We start from the raw sequence: 21,774 nt of genomic DNA on the forward strand, positions 1-21,774 counted from the left end.
CTATTTCTAGATGTGAATATTCACTTTTGATTCCACATTAATGCGGAACTTTTGTCATAATTAACGTAATTTTTTCACAATTCAATAAAAGGAGGTATTCTCTACCTCCCTCTACTCATAATGCTTTTGCTATTTTCTAACTTCTTTCAAAATATCTTCTTCAACTCTTTCAACATTAGGTACATAACTCTTTAAAACTTTCATGTCACCCTTAAATGTATATTCTCCTAAAGCAGCTGGAATTAATACACTATCGCCTTTTCTTATTGTTTCAATTCCTTCTTTATAAACAATTTCTCCTTCTCCATCTACACAAGTAAATGCATAAAATCTTTCTCTATCACTAATTTCAGTAAAAGATTTTTGCACATCATATAGTTCTAATGAGAAATCCTTACATAAGCATAAATAAGTTTTATCATAACCTTCTCTTTCTATCTTAACACCAGTACTTTTATTTCCACCTAATCTAAGATCCACAACATCTAAAGCCTTATTTATATGAAGTTCTCTTCCTCTATTATAATCATATACTCTATAAGTAGTATCACTATTTTGCTGTATTTCAGCTATTATAACCCCTTCACCAATAGCATGAATCAATCCACTTTTCACAAAATACACTTCACCTTTTTTCACAGGAATTTTATTCATATATTCGTCTAATTTTCCCTCTTCAATGGATTTCTTAAATTGTTCTTTAGTACATCCTTCTTTAGTTCCTACAATTAAATTAGCCCCTTCAAAAGCCTCAACTACATACCAAACTTCAGTCTTGCCCATTTCACCTTCTACTTCTTTTCCATATTTATCATCTGGATGAACTTGAACTGATAATTTATCTTTAGCATTTATAAGCTTAATAAGTAGTGGAAACCATTCTTTAGAAATTTCAGTCCCTATAAATTCTTCCGCTTTTAACTGAATCAACTCGTCTAACTTAGTTCCTTTAAATTCTCCATTTGCAACTACACTTGTTCCATGAGAATGGCAAGCAATATCCCAACTTTCACCTATATTTCCTTCAGGTAAATTTTCTCTAAATAATTCTAAATCTCTACCTCCCCATATTTTTTCATAATATAAATTCTCAAATTTTAATGGATACATTTTTATCCCTCCATTTTATATTAATATATTTATTATTAAATGATAATTTTTCACATTTTATCATAACATCTTTGTTTAACAATAACTATATATAAATATTCAAATTTATTACCATATTAATAAGGAAAATTTATATTTTCAAAATAAAAAAGCGTTTAAAAGAAATTTCTTTTTAAACGCTTTTTTGTTTAACCTATGAGTTTTTTGAATTTTTCCAAGAATTCTTTCTTATCTTCTTTAAATTCTGTCTTTTTTATAAGCTTTGTTAAAAAAGTTCCATATTCCCAATTCTTCGTTCTAGTATAATATTCTTTAATCAAAGTATAAAAATCTTGTGGGAAACTCAACATTCCATATAAAACTTCTAATTCTTTTTTATCAAGTTCATTAAATAAACAATAATTGTTAATAATCAAATTTGCTTTTTCTATATCAAAACCAACTTTTTTTTCTACTTTACTTATAAAATTACATAAATCATGTACTTTTAAATCAATAATAGAATAATCAAAATCTACAAAATAAGCTTTATTATCTCTTATTAAGATATTATGATGAGCTAAATCATGATGGCACAATACTTTTTTATCTTCTTCACTACATAATTTATAAAAATATGATTTTTCTAAAACCTTAATACTTGTTTCCATTTGTTTCTTATAATACTCTATATTATTCAAAAATATTTCATCAAATTCATTTTTTTCTTCACTTAAAGAAGCTATATTCTTAAACAAATCCATTTCTTGTAATTTTCTTTCGAAACTGTCAAGGGTATTACCACAAAAATATCTTTCCTTATTTCTAGAACTAAATCCTTCGCAAGCTTTGTGAAGTTCTCCTAACCCTTTAGAAGCTGTAATTACATCTATTGGATTACTGTATTCACTTTCTCTTCCTTCTATTAAGTCCATTACATAATAAATTTTTTTATTGTAATTTACATATATTCTATCGTCCTTTGTTTTTTCAAAATTAAAAATTCTTGTAAAACCATTTTTTCTTATATACTCTATTCCTGAATTAATAAATTGTAAATCATCGATATCATAGTCTATTTTCTTCAAAATTTTATTACCCTTATCCGTAATAATTATAAAGACTTTTCTAACTGGAATTATATCTTCTACCTTAAAATCATAATTTTCGAAAATATCCACATTTAGATCATACTGCATTAAATATTGTTTATCTTTAAATCTTGAATTCTTTAGCATTAATCTCCCCCCTTCATATTAATTTCTTATTATCATCAATTATTATTTTTTCTAATTTCATTCTGTATTTTTCTTCATTAAGCTCATACTTATCTTTCTTATATCTCATTAAGCATTTCATGAAATCATAGGGATATGAAATTAAAGCTTCTATAAATTTTTCACTATCTTGATTCAAATTTTCAAACTCACAAAATTTATGAATTAATTCTTTATAATTTAAACTTCTCCCTTTCTTCTTTATTTTATTAAAAAAATAAACACCATCCATTTCTACCAAATCATAACAACACTCTTCAATAGTCAATACCTCTATTTGTTCTTCTTTATTTAAATTTGTAAAATAAGTATTGCCTAAACATACTTCTATTCTATCCATACTCCTTTTTATAAGTTCTAAGTAATTATTTTCATATATCTTATCTATACATTTTTGAGCTTTATCTAAGTATTCATCCCCACACTGAAGAAATAATTTTTCTAAACTATTTAATTCTGATTTCTTCTTGACCTCTTCAAGTTCCCTTCTAATCTTTTTTATATAAATCTTATATTGTTCTACAATCCGCCCTCTTTTATCTTGCAATTTATGTCCTATATAATTGTCATATCCCATAGCTTTACTATGAAATTCGCTAATTAACTTAAGCTGATTTATTATACCTTCATCTATAATTTTATTTTTTACACTAATTTTTTTTTGAGATTCTATGACTTTTACTCCCTTTTTACTTACATACTCAAAAAAAGATTCTCTAGGTGAGTTTCTCATAATATTCACCTCTACTTATCTTTTTTATTAATTTTCTTTATTATATATTCCTTTTCTCTTTCCAGTTTTTTAAGTTTCTTTTGTCTTTTTTTTATTTTCTTCAACCTTTTTATATAATCCCTTAAATCATCAAGCTCCTTATCATATTCATCTATATCTACATCTTCAACTTCCTTTTTTATGTTTTCATAATTGTCTTTTTCCTTCTTACTCACATCAACACCTCCACTCAAATTCATTTATAAATTCTTGTCTTTGATCTCTATCTTCAATGTATTTCTGTATTTTCTTTAAAAAGAATTCTTCTCCCCAGTCTTTTTTCTCCCAATAATACTGAATTCCCCTTTGCCAATAATCTTGTGGAAATTCTATAAAAGCTTTAATGATTTCAATATGATTGCTATTTACTTCATTTATGGAATTATAAATTTCTATTATCTCTCTTGCATTTTCGCTATCCCACTTTCCATATTTCATTCTTCTTATTAAAAGACTAGCTAAATCATGTAGGTGAGTATCTAAAATACAATAATCAAAATCAATTATATTAACATCATTTTCGTTATCAATTAGAACATTATGGTAAGCATAATCATGATGACAAAACCCTTTGTTTTTAATTTCCTTTTTCATTTCTAAAATGTAATCACTTTTTATTAAATGTTCAATTGACCTGTCAGCTCTTTCTAACTCTTCATTCATTATGTTTAAATATACTTCATCAAATTTTGACTTCTTATCTTTTTGATTTATTCTATATCTAAAATCTAAAATCTCATTTTTGCGTGTTTTATAGGTCTGTATCCATTTAAGCCACCCTATTCTTGGATTCATTTCTCTTCTTACATTAAACTCCATACTTTTTTTATGAAGTTCTGCTAGTTTTAAAGTAGCACTCCTTATATCTAAAGGATTATCATAATTACAAAGTCTTGCATTAATCCATGGTGTTAAATAGGCATAATTCTCTCCAAGTTTTACATAGTCACCATTATCCTTAGTCTTTATGATGTCTGGAATCTTTTTAAATTCTTTTTCTTGGAGATGTTTTATAGCACTTATAATAAAGAGAAAATGTCCCAATTCATACTTGATAACTTTGAGGCAATATTCTTTGCTAGATGCATTGATTTTATATACATTTTTTATTTTTTCTACTGCATTAACTTGAAGCATATACTTATTTTCAACTATTTTTTTCACCTCATTTGTACACAAATGCTACTCCTCCAAAATCTTTTTCTCATTTTAGTATATGAATATATTTTTAGTCTGTGAATAATTGTAGGTATTTACAAACTTTGTATCACACTTTCACTCTGTATTTAATACTATTATTAATATATATAGGGATATTTAAGGAGTGAATTAAATGAAAATTGCAATTGATGCTAGAGGTATCAATTGGTATAGGGGCACCGGAATTGGTACTTATACAGAAAATATTGTTAAAAATTTAATAGATATAGATAAGAAGGACTATTTTCACCTTTATTGGTCAGGTAAAAATTTTGAAGATCTTAATAGAGAAAATAGCAATATCATTATGACCTCACGTAAGCATCAAAGATTTTTTCAACAGCACTATTTTCCCTATGATTTAATAAGAGAAAACATAGATATTTATCATGTACCCCAAAATGGAATAGGTCTCAATGAAGAAATAAAATGTAAAAAAGTAATAACTATTCATGATTTAATTCCTTATCTAATGCCTGAAACTGTAGGTAAAGGCTATCTGCTTAAATTTTTAAAAGAAGTTCCCTATATTATACAAAATGCCGATGGAATTATAACTGTTTCAGAATACTCTAAAAAAGATATATTGAAGTTTTTCCCAATAGATGAGAGTAAAATCTTTGTAACTCCTCTAGCAGCTGATAATATTTATAAACCTTTAAATAAAGAACTGTGTCTAACTTCTTTAAAAGAAACCTATAACATAAAAACACCTTTTATATTATATATAGGTGGCTTTAGTCCTAGGAAAAACGTAACTTCGCTTATAAAATCCTTTACTAAACTAAGTCCACACTTTGATAAAGACTACTCTTTAGTTATTGTTGGTGCAAAAAAAGATTTAGGAGACTACCTAAATAATAAATATCTTAACTCTTCTAAAATAGTTTTTACTGGATTTGTTCCTCAAGATATACTACCCCTTTTCTATAATGGGTGTGAAGTCTTTGTTTACCCATCGCTTTATGAAGGTTTTGGATTACCTCCTCTAGAAGCAATGAGCTGTGGTACTCCTGTTATAACATCTAATCTCACATCCATTCCAGAAGTTGTTGAAGACAGCGGTATACTTATTAATCCTTATGATGAAAACGAACTAACCAAGTCTATAGAGAAAGTTTTAAATGATACGGTACTTAGAAAAACGTTAAGTGAAAAAGGTCTTAATCGTTCTTCTATGTTTTCTTGGATTAAAACATCACAAGCAACGCTTGAAGCATATAAAAAAATATGTACATTGTAAAGAAAAATAAAGGTAACAATTACATATAAAACATACAATTGTTACCTTTATTTTTCATTCTTTATTTTAATTTATCATCCTTTAGAGAATGCATCATTTCCTTTTTCATTATAAACTTCTTTCCACATTTTATCTGAATATGGTGTCCATTCATCTGCTATTTGTTGAATAGTTTCCTTGAATTTTTGATTATAAAGCATAGTTTTCCCACCGTCGTCAGTTGGTTTTGCTCCTGTCTTTTCACACACTTCTCTAACAACATGTGGATTGTCAATCATCATGCAAGGTCTTAGCATATTTTTATTATACGGCTGTCTATGTCTTAGTTCTTTGAAGAATGGATCCCTAAATACATCTATTAACCGCTTATCTTTTAAGTTTTGTGTTGCAAAATGCGCAAATATACATGGTTCACAATCTTCATGAACATTCACATGGAAGAAGAATTTTCCTGCAATACATCCACCAACAAATGGTGCATCATTAAAAAAGTCCATTGTAAAATAAGGTTTTGTCTTTCTAATTTCATGTGTTCTCTTTCCAAGATATACTCTTTGCTCTGGTGTTAGCATTAAATCATAATCTGGATTTTTTGTTCCACAAGGCATAAATAAGAAATACCAGTTTAATTTAGAACCTTTATCAACTAATTTATCAACAAATCTATCTGATAAAACCGAATCTATATTTAATCTTGTAACTGCTGTAGATACACCAAACAATATTCCTCTTTCATTAAGTAAGTCCATTGCATGCATAACTTTTTGATATGTCCCTTTTCCTCTTCTTTCATCTGTTTCTTTTTCTTCACCTTCTACCGATAACATTGGAAATACATTTCCTAATTTCTTAATTCTATCTGCGAGCTTTTCATCTATCATTGTTCCATTGGTAAATGGAGAAAACATTACATCATCATATTTTTCATACAAATCAAGCAGCTCTTTATAGAAGAACGGTTCTCCTCCTAAAACTATAATCCAATATATACCTAAATCTCTAGCCTCTCCTATTATTCTGTCTACTTCTTCTATTGGTATTTTAGGCTGATCTAGTAAGTCTGCTGCATAGCATCCTTTACATCTTAAATTACACTGCATAGTTGGACTTATAAGCATAGTAAATGGTATCTTTGTATCCTCTTCATCTAAATATTTTGATCTTTTAGAACCTGCATACCAGTTAGCATTTGCAAAAAAATTAGTAAAAAATTTCTTTAAACATTTTTTATCTGTTTTACCTAAAATATTTTGCACTAACTGGTATGTAGCAGGTTGAGTTTTATAATACTTATGAACAGTTTCTATTTGTTCTATTTGATGTTTGTCTTTTGTAACCATTTTAAGTGCTTCAAAAATCTTATCAACATTTTTTTCTGGATTCTTCTCCATAATGTCTACAACTGTATTAATAATTTTTCGTTTTAGACTCTTCTCTAAGCTATCCTTTACACTCATTTATACTTCCCCCTACTACTTTTAAATTATTATAAGTTAAGTACAGTATTAGGATATGCTTTTTGTTTTACATTATATTCCATGTCGATTCAAAATCAACGATCTTAAAGGTATATTTACAAACTGTTAATAAATAAACTCTATAAGAAAAGTGCAAAGCACTTTTCAGTAGCCAGAAAGAAAAAAAGAAAATTAAAGAATTTAAATTCAGTAAAAATAAACATAAAAAAAGAGCAAGAATATAGAGATTCTCTATGTTCTTGCTCTTTCTTTTATTCTAGTATGCTTCCATCAGTATCTATTATTACTTCACTATATGGAACTATTACATTAGATTCAAGCATTGCTCTTTTAACTGAATTTACAATACCAGTACAGCATGGAACTGACATTCTTACAACCTTTATGCTTCTTATATTGTTGTTTCTTAATATTTCTGTTAGCTTTTCTTTATAATATTCATTATCATCAAGTTTTGGGCAACCTATCATTGTAATATGATTCTTTATGAAGTCCTTATGAAAATCTGCATAAGCATAAGCCGTACAATCAGCTGCAATTAACAAATCTGCATTTTCTAAGAATGAAGATTTAGGATTTATTAATTTTATCTGAACAGGCCATTGTCTTAATTCTGATACATTTTTTGTTTCAGCTCCTCTATTGTCCTCTTTAACTGAAATTTTCTTATCATCAGCTTTACTATTCTCTCTTTTAATCATCTTTGCCATAGTTCCTGGACAGCCACAAGGCATTGCTTTTGCTACTTCTTTATTTTCTTTCATTTCTACCATTCTCTTTTCAACAGCTTCTTCATTATATTCTTCTGCTTCTCTTTCTATAATTTTTATTGCATCTGTAGGGCATGCTGGTAAGCAATCTCCTAATCCATCGCAATATTCATCTGATACAAGTCTGGCTTTACCATTTATAAGTTCTATAGCTCCTTCATGACAAGCATTAACACAAAGTTCACATCCGTTACATTTCTTTTCATCTATTGAAATTATTTTTCTTTTCATTTTAAATTCCTCCATTCATATATATATATCAATTAGTATTCTACTAGTGTTCAAAATACTTTCTATCTATTTCTTGATTTAATTATAATAAATTTTATATAATAAATATGTAACCTATGTTACAAAAGTAGTTTATTATATAAATTTAAGGAGGAAAATATGAATTCTATAATTAAAGATTTAAAATCCTGTAAGTTATTTAGTAGTTTTGCAGAAGATCAACTCTATCAAATATTAAATAATATCAACTACAAGATAGGCGCTTTTGATAAAGATCAAACAATAGCACTAGAGGGTGATCCTCTATCCAGTATAGGAATTGTACTCGAAGGAACTGTAGAAGTACAAAAAAATTATCCTTCTGGTAAAACTGTTACTATAAGCAAAATTAAACAAGGTGGTATCTTTGGAGAAGTTATTATATTTTCAAATATGAAAGAATATCCTTCAGCAATAATGTCTACAGATAAATCAAAGATAATATTTATATCAAAAACTGACATAATAAATCTTTGTAGTTCAAATTCAGTTTTTCTAAATAAATTTATGGGATTATTGTCTAATAAAATACTTATGTTAAATAAAAAACTAAAAAATCTCTCCTATGGAACTATAAGAGAGAAATTAGCAAGCTTTCTTCTTGATGAATACAAGAAGCAAAAAAGTTTAACTATAAATATAAAATTCTCTAGACAGGAACTTGCTGACCAATTTGGTACAACTCGTCCATCCTTATCTAGAGAATTAATCAATATGAGAGAGGATAATTTAATTGAATTTACTCGTAATACTATAACTATTATAGATTTAGAGAAGTTAGAAGATTGTTTGTTCTAGTTTACTCTTCACCCATAAATAATTTAATATCATCTTCCACACTGCCAATGCCTGCTATACCAAAGTTATCTACTAAAACTTTTGCAACATTTGGTGATAAGAATGCTGGTAGTGTTGGTCCAAGGTGAATATTTTTAACACCTAAGTGTAATAATGCAAGCAATACTATTACTGCCTTTTGCTCATACCATGCAATATTATATGAAATAGGAAGTTCATTTATGTCATTTAATCCAAATACTTCTTTTAATTTAAGAGCTATTACTGCAAGTGAATACGAATCGTTGCATTGACCTGCATCTAAAACTCTTGGTATTCCACCTATATCACCTAAATCTAATTTATTATATTTATATTTTGCACAGCCTGCTGTAAGTATTACAGTATCTTTTGGTAATGCTTTTGCAAAGTCTGTGTAGTAATTTCTACTCTTCATTCTTCCATCACAACCTGCCATTACAAAAAATCTCTTTATTGCTCCTGATTTTACCGCGTCTACTACTTTATCTGCTAGAGCTAATACTTGATTGTGAGCAAATCCTCCTACTATTTCTCCTTTTTCTATCTCTACAGGAGATTTACACTTCTTTGCATGTTCTATTATTTCAGAGAAGTTCTTAGCTTTTCCATCTACTCTATCTGATATATGTTTTACTCCTTCAAATCCTGCTGAACCTGTAGTGTATATTCTATCTTTATATGACTCCTTTGGTGGAACTATACAGTTTGTTGTCATTAAAATAGGTCCATTGAAACTTTCAAATTCCTCATTTTGTTTCCACCATGCGTTTCCATAGTTTCCTACAAAATGTTCATATTTCTTAAAAGCCGGATAATAGTTTGCTGGAAGCATTTCACTATGAGTATATACATCTACCCCAGTCCCCTCTGTTTGTTTAAGAAGTTCTTCCATGTCCTTTAAGTCATGACCACTTATTAAAATTCCTGGATTGCTGCCAACTCCAATATTAACTTTTGTTATTTCTGGATTTCCATAAGTTTCTGTATTAGCTTTATCCAACAGCGCCATAACATCTACACCATATTTTCCACATTCCAATACAATACCTACCATTTCATCCACAGTTAATGTATCGTCTGTTGTTGATGCTAAAGCTTTTTTCATAAAAGTAACAATTTCATTATTTGTATATCCTAAGTTATATGCATGTTCTGCATAAGCTGCCATCCCTTTAACTCCGTAAATTAGAAGCTCTCTTAAAGATCTCACGTCCTCGTTTTCTGTTGAAAGTATACCTACACTCTTAGCTTTTTCCTCAAATTCTTCTAAAGTACTTTCCATCCACAATGCAGAATCATGTTTTATGTTTTCTATATTTTTTCCTTCTTTTAATAAAGCTTCTTTTACTTCTTCTCTTATCGCTAAACCTTTTTTGATTTTTTCTACAAAAATAACTTTATCAAAATTAGCATTAGTTATAGTTGAAAAAAGTCCATCTATTATAAATTTATTTACTCTTTCTGTAATATCATCTATATGTTCATAATTTATTGCATATAAAGAAATACCCTTAATAGTGTATATTAATAAATCCTGTAAATTTGCTACATCATCTGTTTTACCACAAACTCCTCTATTAGTACAGCCTTTGCACCCAGCTGCTTCTTGACATTGATAACAGAACATACTCATAATTAAATACCTCCATTTATTTTTATAGTAATTTTTTCAAGTTATATCTTATGATTTAATTATAGATAACAATAAAAAAAGAATCTGTAACATTCGTTACAAATCCTTCTTTTATTTTAAAAAACTGATTTATTTTCCTTTTCAAGTTTTTCCGCAATATTTTTTATTTTGCTAAATTTCTCTATAACGTCTTTTGATAAATCTTTTGCTTCTTTATAGTGTTGCAATGCTGATTGTTTATTATTTTCTTTAATATCCGTTATAACTTCGTGTCCTTTATTATGTAATTTATCATGAATCTCTTCTACCATATTCCATACATGAAGTACTTCTTCATTTGCTGGCTCAACAGAATAATAAAAAAGTCCAAAATTACATTGATGTGGATTTAATTGTAGTGGTTTTGCTAGCATATTTTCAGCCATTTCTTCTAAAGTTTTTACCCAATTCTTATGCGCTATAATTACTTTATCCATAACTTGTATTAAGTCTTTATTTGATAACTTAAAGTATTTTTCTTTATTTAATTCTCCAGTTAATTTAGCTAAATTTGATATATCATTTTGGAATCCACCCATTTCTATGCCCATTGTACCAATTTCTTCTGCATTTTTATAAATATCTTCGGATATATAAGTAATTCTTTCTGTATCTTTACTTATTTCAACTGTTGAAGCGCTTATCTCTTCACTAACTGCATTAAGCTCTTCCATATTTGAGGATATAGTTTGAATTCCTTCAATTACACTTTTTACAGATTCCTTACTTTCTTCAAAATGCTCTGCCATTTCCTCAGAGAATTTATTCATATTTTCAATAGAATCTAATGTATTATTAATACTACTATTACTTTTTGCAGAGGCTTCTTCTATTTTAGTCATAAAATTTTGTATAAAATCTAACTGCTTTGTTGTATTTTCAGATAGCTTTTTTATTTCATTTGCAACAACTGCGAATCCTTTACCATGTTCACCTGCTCTAGCAGCTTCAATACTAGCATTTAGGGCAAGTAAATTAGTATCTGAAGCAGTTTTACCAATTCCTTCAACAATTTCCTGTATATTTTCTATAATCGATGAAAGATTCGTTATATTTTCTGCCATAATCTTTGAGTTTGTTGAAATCTCATCATTTATAGAATTCATCTTCAATAGAATTTTATCATTTGTATCAAAATTCTTAGAAACTGCCTCTGTATTAGAGGCTATCATATCTATAGAAGATGTATTTATAGCAATAGTCTTTGAAGCTTCTTCCATACTTGCACTAGTTTCTTCCATAGCGGCTAACAAATTTTCACTAGATCCTTTTAATGTTTCTGATGTTTGTCTTAATTGCTCCGAATAATGAGCTAATCTAACATTAAAATTACTGATTTTTGTTATAATATGTAAAGTATTCTTTATCATTTTATTTACTACTGGAGAAATTTTTAGTATTGTCTTAGCCATAAAAGCTGTGCTATTAATCAATATACCACACTCAGAATTCTGTACATGATTTAATGCATCAATATCCTTGTTATTAAAACTCTCAAAAATTTTGTTTAATTCTGCTTTTATTTTATTCTTTTTAAACATCTTATCACTCCTATATAGTTTGGCATTTTAAGTACAATTGTCATCTAATAATTTATATTAAATAATAGTATTTGTCAATAATTTTTAACATAATATACTAATATCTACTAAAAAATACATCATTTATATCCATTTATCCATATATTCTAATATTAATATATATAATTATAACCTAATGTTAATAATACAGTTTGTTAATTTTTTAATAATATTTAATCAACTGGATAGCTTAATATACTTTTCATCTCATATTTATGATATGATATAATCTAAGTGATTTTATTCTTACATAAATAAAATTTCACAAAACTTAAAAATCTAGAAAAAAGGTGGATGGTATGAAATACTTTAATGAAAAAAGTTCTAAAGTACTTGAAGAATTACAGGTAAACTCGAGTACAGGATTATCAACCTCAGAAGCAAAAAACAGACTAGAAAAATACGGTCCTAATGAGTTTACAAAAGTAGAAAAAGGTTCTATATGGGATGACATCAAAGATGCTTTAACAGAACCTATGATGATAATTCTCTTGGCTGCAGCATTAATTAGTGCATTAATTGGAGAATTCCATGATGCCATAGGAATTGTTTGTGCTGTAGCAATAGGTATAACTATAGGAATTATCACAGAAGGTAAATCACAAAAAGCTGCAGAAGCCCTTTCAAAAATGACAGAAAATATTGAAGTTAAAGTTCTCCGTAATGGCAAAGTTATGCAAATAAGTAAAAATGACTTAGTACCTGGAGATGTTGTATTTGTTGAAATGGGAGATATGATTCCTGCAGATGGAAGACTAATCGAAAGTATTGATTTAAAACTTAGAGAAGATATGCTAACAGGAGAATCTGAAGACGTTAGTAAGAATGCAGATGCAATCATCGAAATGGAAAAAATCGAATCTAAGGGCAATGTTATTGTACAAGATCCGATTCCAGCTAAACAAATAAATATGGTGTTTGGTGGTACTCTTGTTGCATATGGTAGAGGAAAACTTGTAGTTATAGCTACTGGTGACAACTCTGAAATGGGTAAAATCGCTAGTAATCTTGAAGAAAGCGATGTTGAAACTCCACTTCAAGTAAAACTTGGAGACTTAGGTGGGAAAATTTCAAAGGTATCTAGTGCTATTGCAGCTATTCTTTTTATAGTTATGCTTGTAAAAATGATTTTAGCTCATACTTTAGCTGTTGATACTTCTGGTATTATGCCATTCTTAAATTCTATTGAACCAGTTAAAACTGCCTTTGTAGTATGCGTTGCTTTAATAGTTGCAGCAGTACCTGAAGGACTTCCTACTATGATAAACATGACCCTTGCAATAACAATGCAAAAGATGGCTAAGATAAATGCTCTTGTTACTAAAAAAGAAGCTTGTGAAACTATCGGATCTGTAAGTGTCATTTGTTCAGATAAAACAGGTACACTAACTCAAAACAGAATGTCTGTTGAAAAAGTTTATATAAATGGTAAGTTCAGAAAAAGAGAAGAATTAAGTGATAGAAGCAACTATTTTATTGATAACTGTTTAATCAACTCTACTGCTGATTTAGAAAAAGCTGAAGGAGAAATAAAATATTTAGGTAGTGCTACAGAAGGTGCTCTTCTTCTATATAACGATTCATATGACTATGTAAAAGAAAGAGAACAAGCAAATATAGTACATCAAATTCCTTTTACTTCAAAACGTAAAAGAATGAGTACCGTTATTAATGAAAATGACGGCTGTACAGTTCTAACAAAAGGTGCACCTGAAGTTATTTTAGATTTATGTAGATATGAACATATAAATAATACTACAGTTAAATTAACTGAAGAAAGAAGACAAGAAATACTTATAGAAATTGAAGGACTTCAAAAGAAATCCATGCGTGTACTTGGTTTCTCATACAGAAGCGTTAGTGAAGAAGTTGCCATGTCAACAGAAGCTGGCATTATCGAAGACGACTTAGTGTTCACTGGATTTGTTGGAATAAAAGACCCATTAAGACCAGAAGTTAAAGAAGCAGTAGAAGTTGCACGTACTGCTGGAGTTGCTACAAAAATGCTTACTGGTGATAATATAAACACTGCTATTGCAATTGGTGAAGATCTTGGTCTATTTCAAAATGGATTTAGAGCTGTTGAAGCTACTTATATAGATACTTTATCAGATGAAGAATTGCAAAAAGAAATAAAAACTATTGCCATAGTTGCACGTTCAAAGCCTGATACAAAAATGAGAATCGTACAAGCTTTACAAACAAATGGTGAAGTAATTGCAGTTACTGGTGATGGAATAAATGATGCTCCAGCACTAACTAAAGCAGATGTAGGTATTGCAATGGGTATTGCAGGAACAGAAGTTAGTAAAAATGCAGCAGATATAATATTAACTGATGACAGTTTTGGTACTATAGTTAAAGGTATCAAATGGGGACGTGGAATTTATGAAAACTTCCAAAGATTTATTCAATTCCAAATTACCGTTAATATTGTAGCTTTCTTAACAGCTATTTTATCAGTAATATTCGACTTTGAAATGCCTTTTACTACTATTCAGCTATTATGGGTAAATATTATAATGGATGGACCTCCAGCATTATCTCTTGGTCTTGAACCAGTTCGTAATGCAGTCTTAAATAGAAAACCAACTAATAGAAATTCAAGTATAATAACCCAAACAATGCTTAAATCTATGATATTAAATGCAGTATATATAACAGCGGTAATTATGATACAAATGACCTTAAATCCACTTGGAGCAAAAGTTCCACCAGAAGGGTTTAAAGGTGCAAACGAAATGGAAACAGTATTATTTGCATTGTTTGCATTTAATGCATTATTCAATGCTTTCAACTGTAGAGAATTTGGTACAGATAGTATTTTCCCTCACTTCAAAGATAATACTATAGCTTTAAAGATAATAGGAATTACTGCTGCTGTTCAAATATTTATAACAGAAGTATTCTCAGGATTCTTCAATGCAGTATCTCTAAGTCCTATAATGTGGCTTAAAGTAATTGCTGCTTCATCTTTAGTAATAGTAGTAAATGAAGTAGTAAAATTTGTAGTAAGAATGTTTAAGAAGGATGAAAATGTATCTTCACACAAAAAAATTGCAGCATAAATCTGCTATATAAAATGTAAAAAAAGAAGAAGAGCCTTACGCTCTTCTTTTTCATTAAAAATGTGACTATATTGATAAAATCACCTTAAACACTGTTCCTTTTCCTACTTTACTTTCAACATTAATCTTTCCTTTATGAGCTTCAACTATCCTTTTAGTTATAGTTAGCCCAATTCCCGCTCCCCCTGTAAGCCTATTTCTTGATTTATCCGCTCTATAAAATCTTTCAAATATATATGGAATATCGCTTTCAGCTATGCCGATTCCATTGTCCTTTACACTAAGTTCTATAAACTCTTTCTTTTTATCTAACCTTACTTCAATTTTTCCTCCTTGTAGAGTATATTTCAAAGCATTAGATATAAGATTTATACATACTTGGCTAATCTTATCTTTGTCTGCAAAAATCATTTGTTTTTCACACTTAGCCTCTATTTCTATATTTTTATCCAAAGACTGGCTTTGAAAATTTAATATAATATTTTTTATAACTTCACTTATATCAAATTGAGATTTGTGTAAAACAAAATTTTCATCTTCATATATAGACAATTTTTCTAAATCACTAACTAAACGATTTATTCTTATTATTTCTTCATGACAGCTTTTAATCCTATCCATAGTAGGCTCCCATACTCCATCTAAAATAGCTTCCATATGACTTTGGAGCGTAGTTAAGGGAGTTCTTAACTCATGCGATACATCTGCTGTAAGCCTTTTTTGCAGCATTTCATGTTCTTGTAAAGTTTTTGCTAGATGATTTATTGATGTAGTAAGTTTATTTATTTCTTTAATATCCGATTTTCCTTTAATTCTTTCATCATACTTTCCGTTAGAAATATTTTCTGCAGTATCAATCACTCTTGAAATAGGTCTACTTACTCCTGAAGCTATTATGACTCCTAAAATCACCGCAATAAGCAACGAAACTACACCTACAGTAATAATAATTTTATTCAAAGTATCTAAAAATAACATATCATTGTCATTATAATAGAAAGGTCCGTAGTAACCAATTTTCACATTACCTACTTTTTGAGAATTACTTAATATATCATATTGATTTTCTTTGTATTCACCTTGCCAATTTGAGTATTTTTGTCTCATATTTTGAGCCATATGCTCTATTATGGATTCACATTTTCCATTGTTATATATATTGGCATCCCATATTATTTTTCCCTCTAAATTCTCTACACTTATAATAAAACCATTTTCTAGAGCATCTACTCCTATACTCTCAATCCTGATAGAATTCCATTCATCATCTAAATTATACTGTTGCCTTATAGCTGAAACTATATCATTGCTCTTACGTTCTATTGTTTGAATTATATAGTTCTGAAACTGTCTTTCCAAAAAATTATTAGCTACAATACTTATCAAAAGCACACAAACTATAGCCACAAACATATGAGAAAATGTTAATTTTCTTCTTAAACTTTTTTCCATTTTACTCACCACCAAATTTATATCCTATACCATGAATAGTAAGTATATACTTGGGCTCTCTAGTATTATCTTCTATCTTTTGTCTAAGGTTTTTAATATGTGTATCTATTACCCTATCAAACCCATCATAGTCTTCTCCTAAAACCATACAAACTAATTCTTCCCTTGTAAATGCTTTTTGAGGATATTTTGCCATAGTTAAAAGTATCTTATATTCTGTTGCAGTTAAATTTACTATTTGTGAATTTTTCTTTACTTCGTATTTTAAATCATCAATAACTAAGTCATCATTATTAAAAGACATTATATTTGATATCACTTCATTATCTGTTCTTCTTAATAAAGCCATAACTCTTGCTATAAGCTGCTTAGGACTAAAAGGCTTTGTAACATAATCATCTGCTCCAATATAAAATCCATCTAAAATATTTTCCTCTTTAACTTTGGCCGTTAACATTATAATAGGTACTCTAGATTTTTTCCTTAAAGTTTTACATATTTCTTCTCCAGTTAAATCTGGAAGCATCAAATCCAAGATTATTAAAGATATATCATTTTCTTCAAAGATTTTTATAGCATTCTTACCATTATAAGCTTCAAAAACCTTATATCCTTCTTTTTCCAAATATGACTTTACTACTTCAACAATTTTCTCTTCATCATCAACAACAAGAATATTTTTTTCATTTGTCATATTCTCACTCCTTAAAATAAATCCTCTATGGCACTATTGCATCATAGAGGATTTCTATTATGATTTCTTATTTTCCAGTTTTTAATCATTAAGCTAGACTATTTAACAACAGCAGCCGCCTCCACAGCAACAACCACCATTTTCTGAATTTTCTACTTTTACTACATCATATCCTGCATCTTCAACAGCTTCTTTTAATGCACTATCTTCTACTTCACTATTTAATTCTACTAAAGCTGATTTTGCATCTAAATCAACATCTACATTAGCTACTCCATCTAATTCCATTAAAGCATTTTTCACATGCATAACACAGTGTCCACAACTCATTCCTTCAATTAATAATTTCTTTTTCATTTTAATCTCTCCTTTAAAATTTATTTATATATTATAAGGTTTAAATCCTTTTAATCTTAAAGCATTAAGAAGTACTGAAACTGAACTGAAACTCATTGCAGCAGCCGCAATCATTGGATTCAAAAGTGGACCACCAAAAATATGCAATATTCCCATAGCTACTGGTATTCCTATAGTATTATATCCAAAAGCCCAAAATAGATTTTCCTTAATATTCTTTATAGTCTTTTTACTCAATTGAATTGCTGTAGCTACATCCATAAGATCATTTCTAATAAGAACTATATCTGCTGATTCAATGGCAACATCTGTTCCTGAACCTATAGCCATTCCAACATCCGCTTGTACTAAGGCTGGTGCATCATTAATTCCATCACCTACCATAGCAACTTTTTTGCCTTTCTCCTGAAGTTTTTTAACTTCTGATGCTTTATCTTCTGGTAGTACATCAGCTATTACAGTATCTATACCTACTTGTTTTGCAATAGCCTCTGCTGTTTTCTCATTATCTCCAGTTATCATAGCTACTTCTATGCCCATATCATGTAATTTTTCTATTGCTTTTTGACTGCTTTCTTTAACAGTATCTGCTACTGCTATTATTCCCATTATCTTTCTATCTGAAGATATATACATTGGAGTTTTTCCTTCATTAGCTAATTTAATTGATTTTTCCTCTAAGCTTTCTAATGAAATATTACTTTCCTCCATTAATTTTTTATTTCCTAATAATACTTTTTTATTATCTATTTCCACTTCTATACCATGACCAGGTATAGCCTTAAAGAAATCTACCTTCTTTAATTCTAACTTTTTATCTTCGGCTTCCTTTACTATAGCTTCACCAAGAGGATGTTCAGATGTTTTTTCAGCACTTGCGGCAATCAGTAATAACTCTTCTTCATTAATTTCTTGTGCAGTAACAATATCTGTAACCTTTGGCTTTCCTTCTGTTATAGTACCTGTTTTGTCAAAGACTATTGTTTCAATTTTATGAGCCGTTTCAAGGGCTGCTCCACTTTTTATCAACACTCCATATTCCGCACCCTTTCCAGTACCAACCATAATAGCTGTTGGAGTAGCAAGTCCTAAAGCGCATGGGCATGCTATTACCAATACAGAAATGAATATTGTAAGTGAAAATACCCAGCTTTCACCTGATATACGCCAAGCCAACGCTGATACTATTGATAGTGTTATTACTATTGGTACAAAATATCCCGAAATTATATCTGCCATTTTTGCAATTGGCGCCTTAGAACCTTGAGCTTCTTCAACTAATTTAATAATCTGTGCTAAAGCTGTATCTTTCCCAACTTTCGTAGTTCTGTATTTTATTGAACCATTTTTATTTATACTTGCACCAATAACATTATCGCCTTCTACTTTCTCAACAGGTATGCTCTCTCCTGTAAGCATTGATTCATCAACAGAAGTAATACCTTCTATAACTTCACCGTCTACAGGAATTTTTTCACCTGGTTTAACCAAAACAATATCTCCTACTTCAACCTCATCTATAGAGATTACCTCTTCTTTTCCATTTCTAATTATCGTTGCAGTTTTAGGTGCTAAACCCATAAGCTTTTTAATTGCTTCTGAAGTTTTCCCTTTAGTCACTGTTTCTAAATATTTTCCAAGAGTTATTAATGTCAAAATAGTTGCTGCAGATTCAAAATACAAATCCATTGTATAATGAACATTTCCTATAGAAATCTGATATATAGCAAAAATTCCATATAAAAATGATGCTGAAGAACCTATAGCAATTAGTGAATCCATATTAGGATTTCTTTTAATTAAAGTTTTAAATCCTACTGTAAAAAACTTATTACCTACCAGCATAACAGGTGTAACAAGAATTAATTGAATCAATGCAAAATTTAATGGATTTACCTTAGGATTAATTATCTCTGGTAAATTTAATCCAACCATATGTCCCATAGTAATTATTAATAATGGAACAGTAAATATAGCTGATACAATAAATCTTTTCCACATTTCCTTTGTATGCTGTTCTTTTTTCTCTTTATCCTTATCTACAGTAACTTCATCATCCAAAGCTTTATAACCTGCTTTTTCTATAGCTTTCTTTATGTCTGAAATCCTCACCTTAGAAGACTCATAAGTTATATTTAATTTTTCTGAAGCTAAATTTACATTAGCTTCTAGTACTCCATCTACCTTTTTAGAAACTCTCTCTACTGCTCTTGAACATGCTGCACAAGTCATGCCTTCTATTTTCAATGTTTTACTTACTTCTTCTGTTTTTGCAGTATATCCAGCTTTTTCAATAGCTTTTTTGATATCTTCAACAGTAGCTTTTGATTCATCAAAAGTTATATTAAGTTTCTCTGTAGCTAAATTCACATTAGCTTCTGATACTCCATCCACCTTTTTAGAAACTCTCTCTACTGCTCTTGAGCATGCCGCACAAGTCATGCCTTCTATTTTTAATGTTTTATTCATAATAATACCACCCTATTTCCCTGTAAGTTTTGAAAGTATTTGTATTATTTCTTCTATTTTATCTTCAGCATCTCTTTCATTGTTTTCCTTTGCAAAAGCATCTTTTACACAGTGATTCAAATGCTGTTTTAAAATTAACATATTAGCTTTTTTTAGAAGTGATTGTGCTGCAATAATTTGGTTTGATATATCGATGCAATACCTTCCATCTTCTATCATTTTTATTATTCCCTCTATTTGTCCTTTTGCTGTTTTTAAAGACTGTACTGCTTTTTTCTTTTCCTCATTCATTTTATTATGCGTATTACTCATTCGCCATACCTCCCCTACCCCGTGGGGGTGTCTTATGGATATATTATATACTTATTAATAATTATTTTCAATAACTTTTTAAATTATTCTAATTAATTTTTCAGCACTAAAACGCTATATCATCAAATATAGCGCTTTAGTGCTATTAGTCATTTTATTACTTATATCTTCTTGCTGTTGCATAATCACTTCTATTCACAGAAGATATTTTTACTACATCCCCTGTTCTAGGTGCATGAATATACTTTCCATTACCTATATACATACCTACATGATGTATAGCACCTTTCCCCTTATTATAAGCATAAAAAACTAAATCTCCTGGCTGAAGTTGATTCTTTGGTACATATCTTCCTCCTTTTGCCTGATCTCTAGATACTCTAGGAATATTAATCCCAAATTTAGCAAATATATATTTCGTGTATCCGGAACAGTCAAAATAATTAGGTCCATTAGCTCCCCATTTATAAGGTGTACCTAAAAATTTCTTTGCATAAGCAATCATAGCATCCTGTGATACAGACGCTGATGACCCTCTAGATGGGATATACTTAGTTGTATTTTGGCTTACTTTTTTCTCTTCTTTCTTCACTTTATCAGCATATAATTTGGTCAATTTCTCAGCTTCTGCAATTAACTTCTCTTGTTGAATTTTATTTTGCTTAAAATCTTCCATCTCTTTTTCTTGCTTCGCTTGCAAAGATAATAATTTATCATTTTCCAATAAAAGTTGTTCTTTTTTATTTTTAATCTTGTCTTGCTTTTCATTTAAACTATTTAATATTTTCCTATCAAGTTCCCAAATCTTCTTTAATGCTTCAAGTCTAAAAAATAAATCACTTAAATCTTTAGCTCCTAAAATAACCTCAAGGTACCCCCCCATACCCTGCATATACATATTCCTTATCCTATCGTTATATAACTTTTTTTCTTCTTCAATATCCTTATCTATTTTTTCAATATCTTTTTCTGCTACCTTTATATGATTTTTTGCTTCTTCAATTTTACTTTTAGTATTATTTAATTCAATCATTTTACTTTCTATTTCATAATCAAAATGCTCTATATTCTGTTCCAATTCTTCTACTTTCTTTTCTGCCTTTTCTAAATTAGCTTTATATTGCTGTAGCTTCACCTGCTGATTAGCATTATTAGATATTGGGGCAGCTTGAACTATAGTGGCATTCATTGTAGTTGTTAATACTATTACTAACAACGAAGTCAACTTCTTATGCATCATTCACTACTCCTC

Annotated in this window: 18 protein-coding genes; 3 read left to right on the forward strand and 15 right to left on the reverse strand. The window is 29.2% G+C overall.

Going from position 1 to position 21,774, the window contains the following annotated elements:
• Positions 1-129: 129 nt before the first annotated feature.
• The 5 genes from OXH55_RS04520 to OXH55_RS04540 form a co-directional block, all read right to left on the reverse strand.
• Positions 130-1,110, reverse strand: a complete 981-nt coding sequence (locus OXH55_RS04520; protein ID WP_268048285.1) for a type I phosphomannose isomerase catalytic subunit — start codon at positions 1,108-1,110, stop codon at positions 130-132.
• Positions 1,111-1,298: 188 nt separating this feature from the next.
• Positions 1,299-2,327 (reverse strand): CotS family spore coat protein, encoded by a 1,029-nt coding sequence (locus OXH55_RS04525; RefSeq protein ID WP_268048287.1) that lies wholly within the window; start codon positions 2,325-2,327, stop codon positions 1,299-1,301.
• Between the two features lie 13 nt (positions 2,328-2,340).
• Positions 2,341-3,099, reverse strand: coding sequence for a spore coat protein (locus tag OXH55_RS04530; RefSeq protein WP_268048289.1), 759 nt, complete (start codon positions 3,097-3,099; stop codon positions 2,341-2,343).
• An 11-nt stretch (positions 3,100-3,110) separates the two neighbouring features.
• Positions 3,111-3,314 carry a hypothetical protein gene (locus tag OXH55_RS04535; protein ID WP_268048290.1) on the reverse strand — a complete coding sequence of 68 codons (204 nt, stop codon included), beginning with the start codon at positions 3,312-3,314 and terminating at the stop codon, positions 3,111-3,113.
• A gap of 1 nt (position 3,315) precedes the next feature.
• The gene (locus tag OXH55_RS04540; protein WP_268048292.1) at positions 3,316-4,317 is read right to left on the reverse strand and encodes a CotS family spore coat protein; all 1,002 of its coding nucleotides are present in this window, start codon (positions 4,315-4,317) and stop codon (positions 3,316-3,318) included.
• Positions 4,318-4,471: 154 nt separating this feature from the next.
• Between OXH55_RS04540 and OXH55_RS04545 the strand changes: the two genes are divergently transcribed.
• The gene (locus OXH55_RS04545) at positions 4,472-5,581 is read left to right on the forward strand and encodes a glycosyltransferase family 4 protein (protein ID WP_268048294.1); all 1,110 of its coding nucleotides are present in this window, start codon (positions 4,472-4,474) and stop codon (positions 5,579-5,581) included.
• Between the two features lie 74 nt (positions 5,582-5,655).
• Here the strand turns inward: OXH55_RS04545 and OXH55_RS04550 are convergent, their stop codons facing one another.
• On the reverse strand, positions 5,656-7,038 hold the full coding sequence (locus OXH55_RS04550; RefSeq protein WP_268048295.1) for a radical SAM protein: 1,383 nt from the start codon (positions 7,036-7,038) through the stop codon (positions 5,656-5,658).
• A gap of 272 nt (positions 7,039-7,310) precedes the next feature.
• On the reverse strand, positions 7,311-8,060 hold the full coding sequence (locus OXH55_RS04555) for an ATP-binding protein (RefSeq protein WP_268048296.1): 750 nt from the start codon (positions 8,058-8,060) through the stop codon (positions 7,311-7,313).
• Positions 8,061-8,219: 159 nt separating this feature from the next.
• On the opposite strand from OXH55_RS04555, the gene OXH55_RS04560 reads away from it, so the two are divergent.
• Complete coding sequence (locus OXH55_RS04560) at positions 8,220-8,897, forward strand: Crp/Fnr family transcriptional regulator (protein ID WP_268048297.1); 678 nt, start codon at positions 8,220-8,222, stop codon at positions 8,895-8,897.
• A gap of 1 nt (position 8,898) precedes the next feature.
• Here OXH55_RS04560 and hcp read toward each other — a convergent pair whose 3' ends face one another.
• Entirely contained in the window at positions 8,899-10,551 is a 1,653-nt protein-coding gene (gene hcp, locus OXH55_RS04565) for a hydroxylamine reductase (RefSeq protein ID WP_268048298.1), read from the reverse strand.
• Between the two features lie 116 nt (positions 10,552-10,667).
• A complete protein-coding gene (locus OXH55_RS04570; RefSeq protein WP_268048299.1) occupies positions 10,668-12,131 on the reverse strand; it encodes a methyl-accepting chemotaxis protein in 1,464 nt (487 codons plus the stop codon).
• Between the two features lie 338 nt (positions 12,132-12,469).
• On the opposite strand from OXH55_RS04570, the gene OXH55_RS04575 reads away from it, so the two are divergent.
• On the forward strand, positions 12,470-15,238 hold the full coding sequence (locus tag OXH55_RS04575; protein WP_268048301.1) for a calcium-translocating P-type ATPase, PMCA-type: 2,769 nt from the start codon (positions 12,470-12,472) through the stop codon (positions 15,236-15,238).
• 66 nt (positions 15,239-15,304) lie between these two features.
• On the opposite strand, the gene OXH55_RS04580 is transcribed toward OXH55_RS04575, so the two are convergent.
• From OXH55_RS04580 to OXH55_RS04605, 6 genes are all read right to left on the reverse strand, one after another.
• Positions 15,305-16,690, reverse strand: a complete 1,386-nt coding sequence (locus tag OXH55_RS04580; protein WP_268048303.1) for a sensor histidine kinase — start codon at positions 16,688-16,690, stop codon at positions 15,305-15,307.
• A gap of 1 nt (position 16,691) precedes the next feature.
• Positions 16,692-17,384, reverse strand: coding sequence for a response regulator transcription factor (locus OXH55_RS04585; RefSeq protein ID WP_268048305.1), 693 nt, complete (start codon positions 17,382-17,384; stop codon positions 16,692-16,694).
• Between the two features lie 102 nt (positions 17,385-17,486).
• Positions 17,487-17,741: a heavy-metal-associated domain-containing protein gene (locus OXH55_RS04590; protein ID WP_268048307.1), complete on the reverse strand. Its 255-nt coding sequence runs from the start codon at positions 17,739-17,741 to the stop codon at positions 17,487-17,489.
• Between the two features lie 24 nt (positions 17,742-17,765).
• Positions 17,766-20,210, reverse strand: a complete 2,445-nt coding sequence (locus tag OXH55_RS04595) for a heavy metal translocating P-type ATPase (protein WP_268048309.1) — start codon at positions 20,208-20,210, stop codon at positions 17,766-17,768.
• A 12-nt stretch (positions 20,211-20,222) separates the two neighbouring features.
• Positions 20,223-20,501: a metal-sensing transcriptional repressor gene (locus OXH55_RS04600; RefSeq protein WP_268049021.1), complete on the reverse strand. Its 279-nt coding sequence runs from the start codon at positions 20,499-20,501 to the stop codon at positions 20,223-20,225.
• 178 nt (positions 20,502-20,679) lie between these two features.
• Positions 20,680-21,759 (reverse strand): C40 family peptidase, encoded by a 1,080-nt coding sequence (locus OXH55_RS04605; protein WP_268048311.1) that lies wholly within the window; start codon positions 21,757-21,759, stop codon positions 20,680-20,682.
• Positions 21,760-21,774: the final 15 nt, after the last annotated feature.

The sequence above is a fragment of the Clostridium ganghwense genome, assembly GCF_026735165.1.
GTDB classification, from domain to species: domain Bacteria; phylum Bacillota; class Clostridia; order Clostridiales; family Clostridiaceae; genus Clostridium_H; species Clostridium_H ganghwense.

Excerpts from the sequence above, each read along its gene's own strand:
- OXH55_RS04520 (WP_268048285.1), bottom strand. The coding sequence starts at position 1,110 with ATGTATCCATTAAAATTTGAGAATTTATATTATGAAAAAATATGGGGA.
- OXH55_RS04525 (WP_268048287.1), bottom strand. The coding sequence starts at position 2,327 with ATGCTAAAGAATTCAAGATTTAAAGATAAACAATATTTAATGCAGTAT.
- OXH55_RS04530 (WP_268048289.1), bottom strand. The coding sequence starts at position 3,099 with ATGAGAAACTCACCTAGAGAATCTTTTTTTGAGTATGTAAGTAAAAAG.
- OXH55_RS04545 (WP_268048294.1), top strand. The coding sequence starts at position 4,472 with ATGAAAATTGCAATTGATGCTAGAGGTATCAATTGGTATAGGGGCACC.
- OXH55_RS04550 (WP_268048295.1), bottom strand. The coding sequence starts at position 7,038 with ATGAGTGTAAAGGATAGCTTAGAGAAGAGTCTAAAACGAAAAATTATT.
- OXH55_RS04555 (WP_268048296.1), bottom strand. The coding sequence starts at position 8,060 with ATGAAAAGAAAAATAATTTCAATAGATGAAAAGAAATGTAACGGATGT.
- OXH55_RS04560 (WP_268048297.1), top strand. The coding sequence starts at position 8,220 with ATGAATTCTATAATTAAAGATTTAAAATCCTGTAAGTTATTTAGTAGT.
- hcp (WP_268048298.1), bottom strand. The coding sequence starts at position 10,551 with ATGAGTATGTTCTGTTATCAATGTCAAGAAGCAGCTGGGTGCAAAGGC.
- OXH55_RS04570 (WP_268048299.1), bottom strand. The coding sequence starts at position 12,131 with ATGTTTAAAAAGAATAAAATAAAAGCAGAATTAAACAAAATTTTTGAG.
- OXH55_RS04575 (WP_268048301.1), top strand. The coding sequence starts at position 12,470 with ATGAAATACTTTAATGAAAAAAGTTCTAAAGTACTTGAAGAATTACAG.
- OXH55_RS04580 (WP_268048303.1), bottom strand. The coding sequence starts at position 16,690 with ATGGAAAAAAGTTTAAGAAGAAAATTAACATTTTCTCATATGTTTGTG.
- OXH55_RS04585 (WP_268048305.1), bottom strand. The coding sequence starts at position 17,384 with ATGACAAATGAAAAAAATATTCTTGTTGTTGATGATGAAGAGAAAATT.
- OXH55_RS04590 (WP_268048307.1), bottom strand. The coding sequence starts at position 17,741 with ATGAAAAAGAAATTATTAATTGAAGGAATGAGTTGTGGACACTGTGTT.
- OXH55_RS04595 (WP_268048309.1), bottom strand. The coding sequence starts at position 20,210 with ATGAATAAAACATTAAAAATAGAAGGCATGACTTGTGCGGCATGCTCA.
- OXH55_RS04600 (WP_268049021.1), bottom strand. The coding sequence starts at position 20,501 with ATGAATGAGGAAAAGAAAAAAGCAGTACAGTCTTTAAAAACAGCAAAA.
- OXH55_RS04605 (WP_268048311.1), bottom strand. The coding sequence starts at position 21,759 with ATGCATAAGAAGTTGACTTCGTTGTTAGTAATAGTATTAACAACTACA.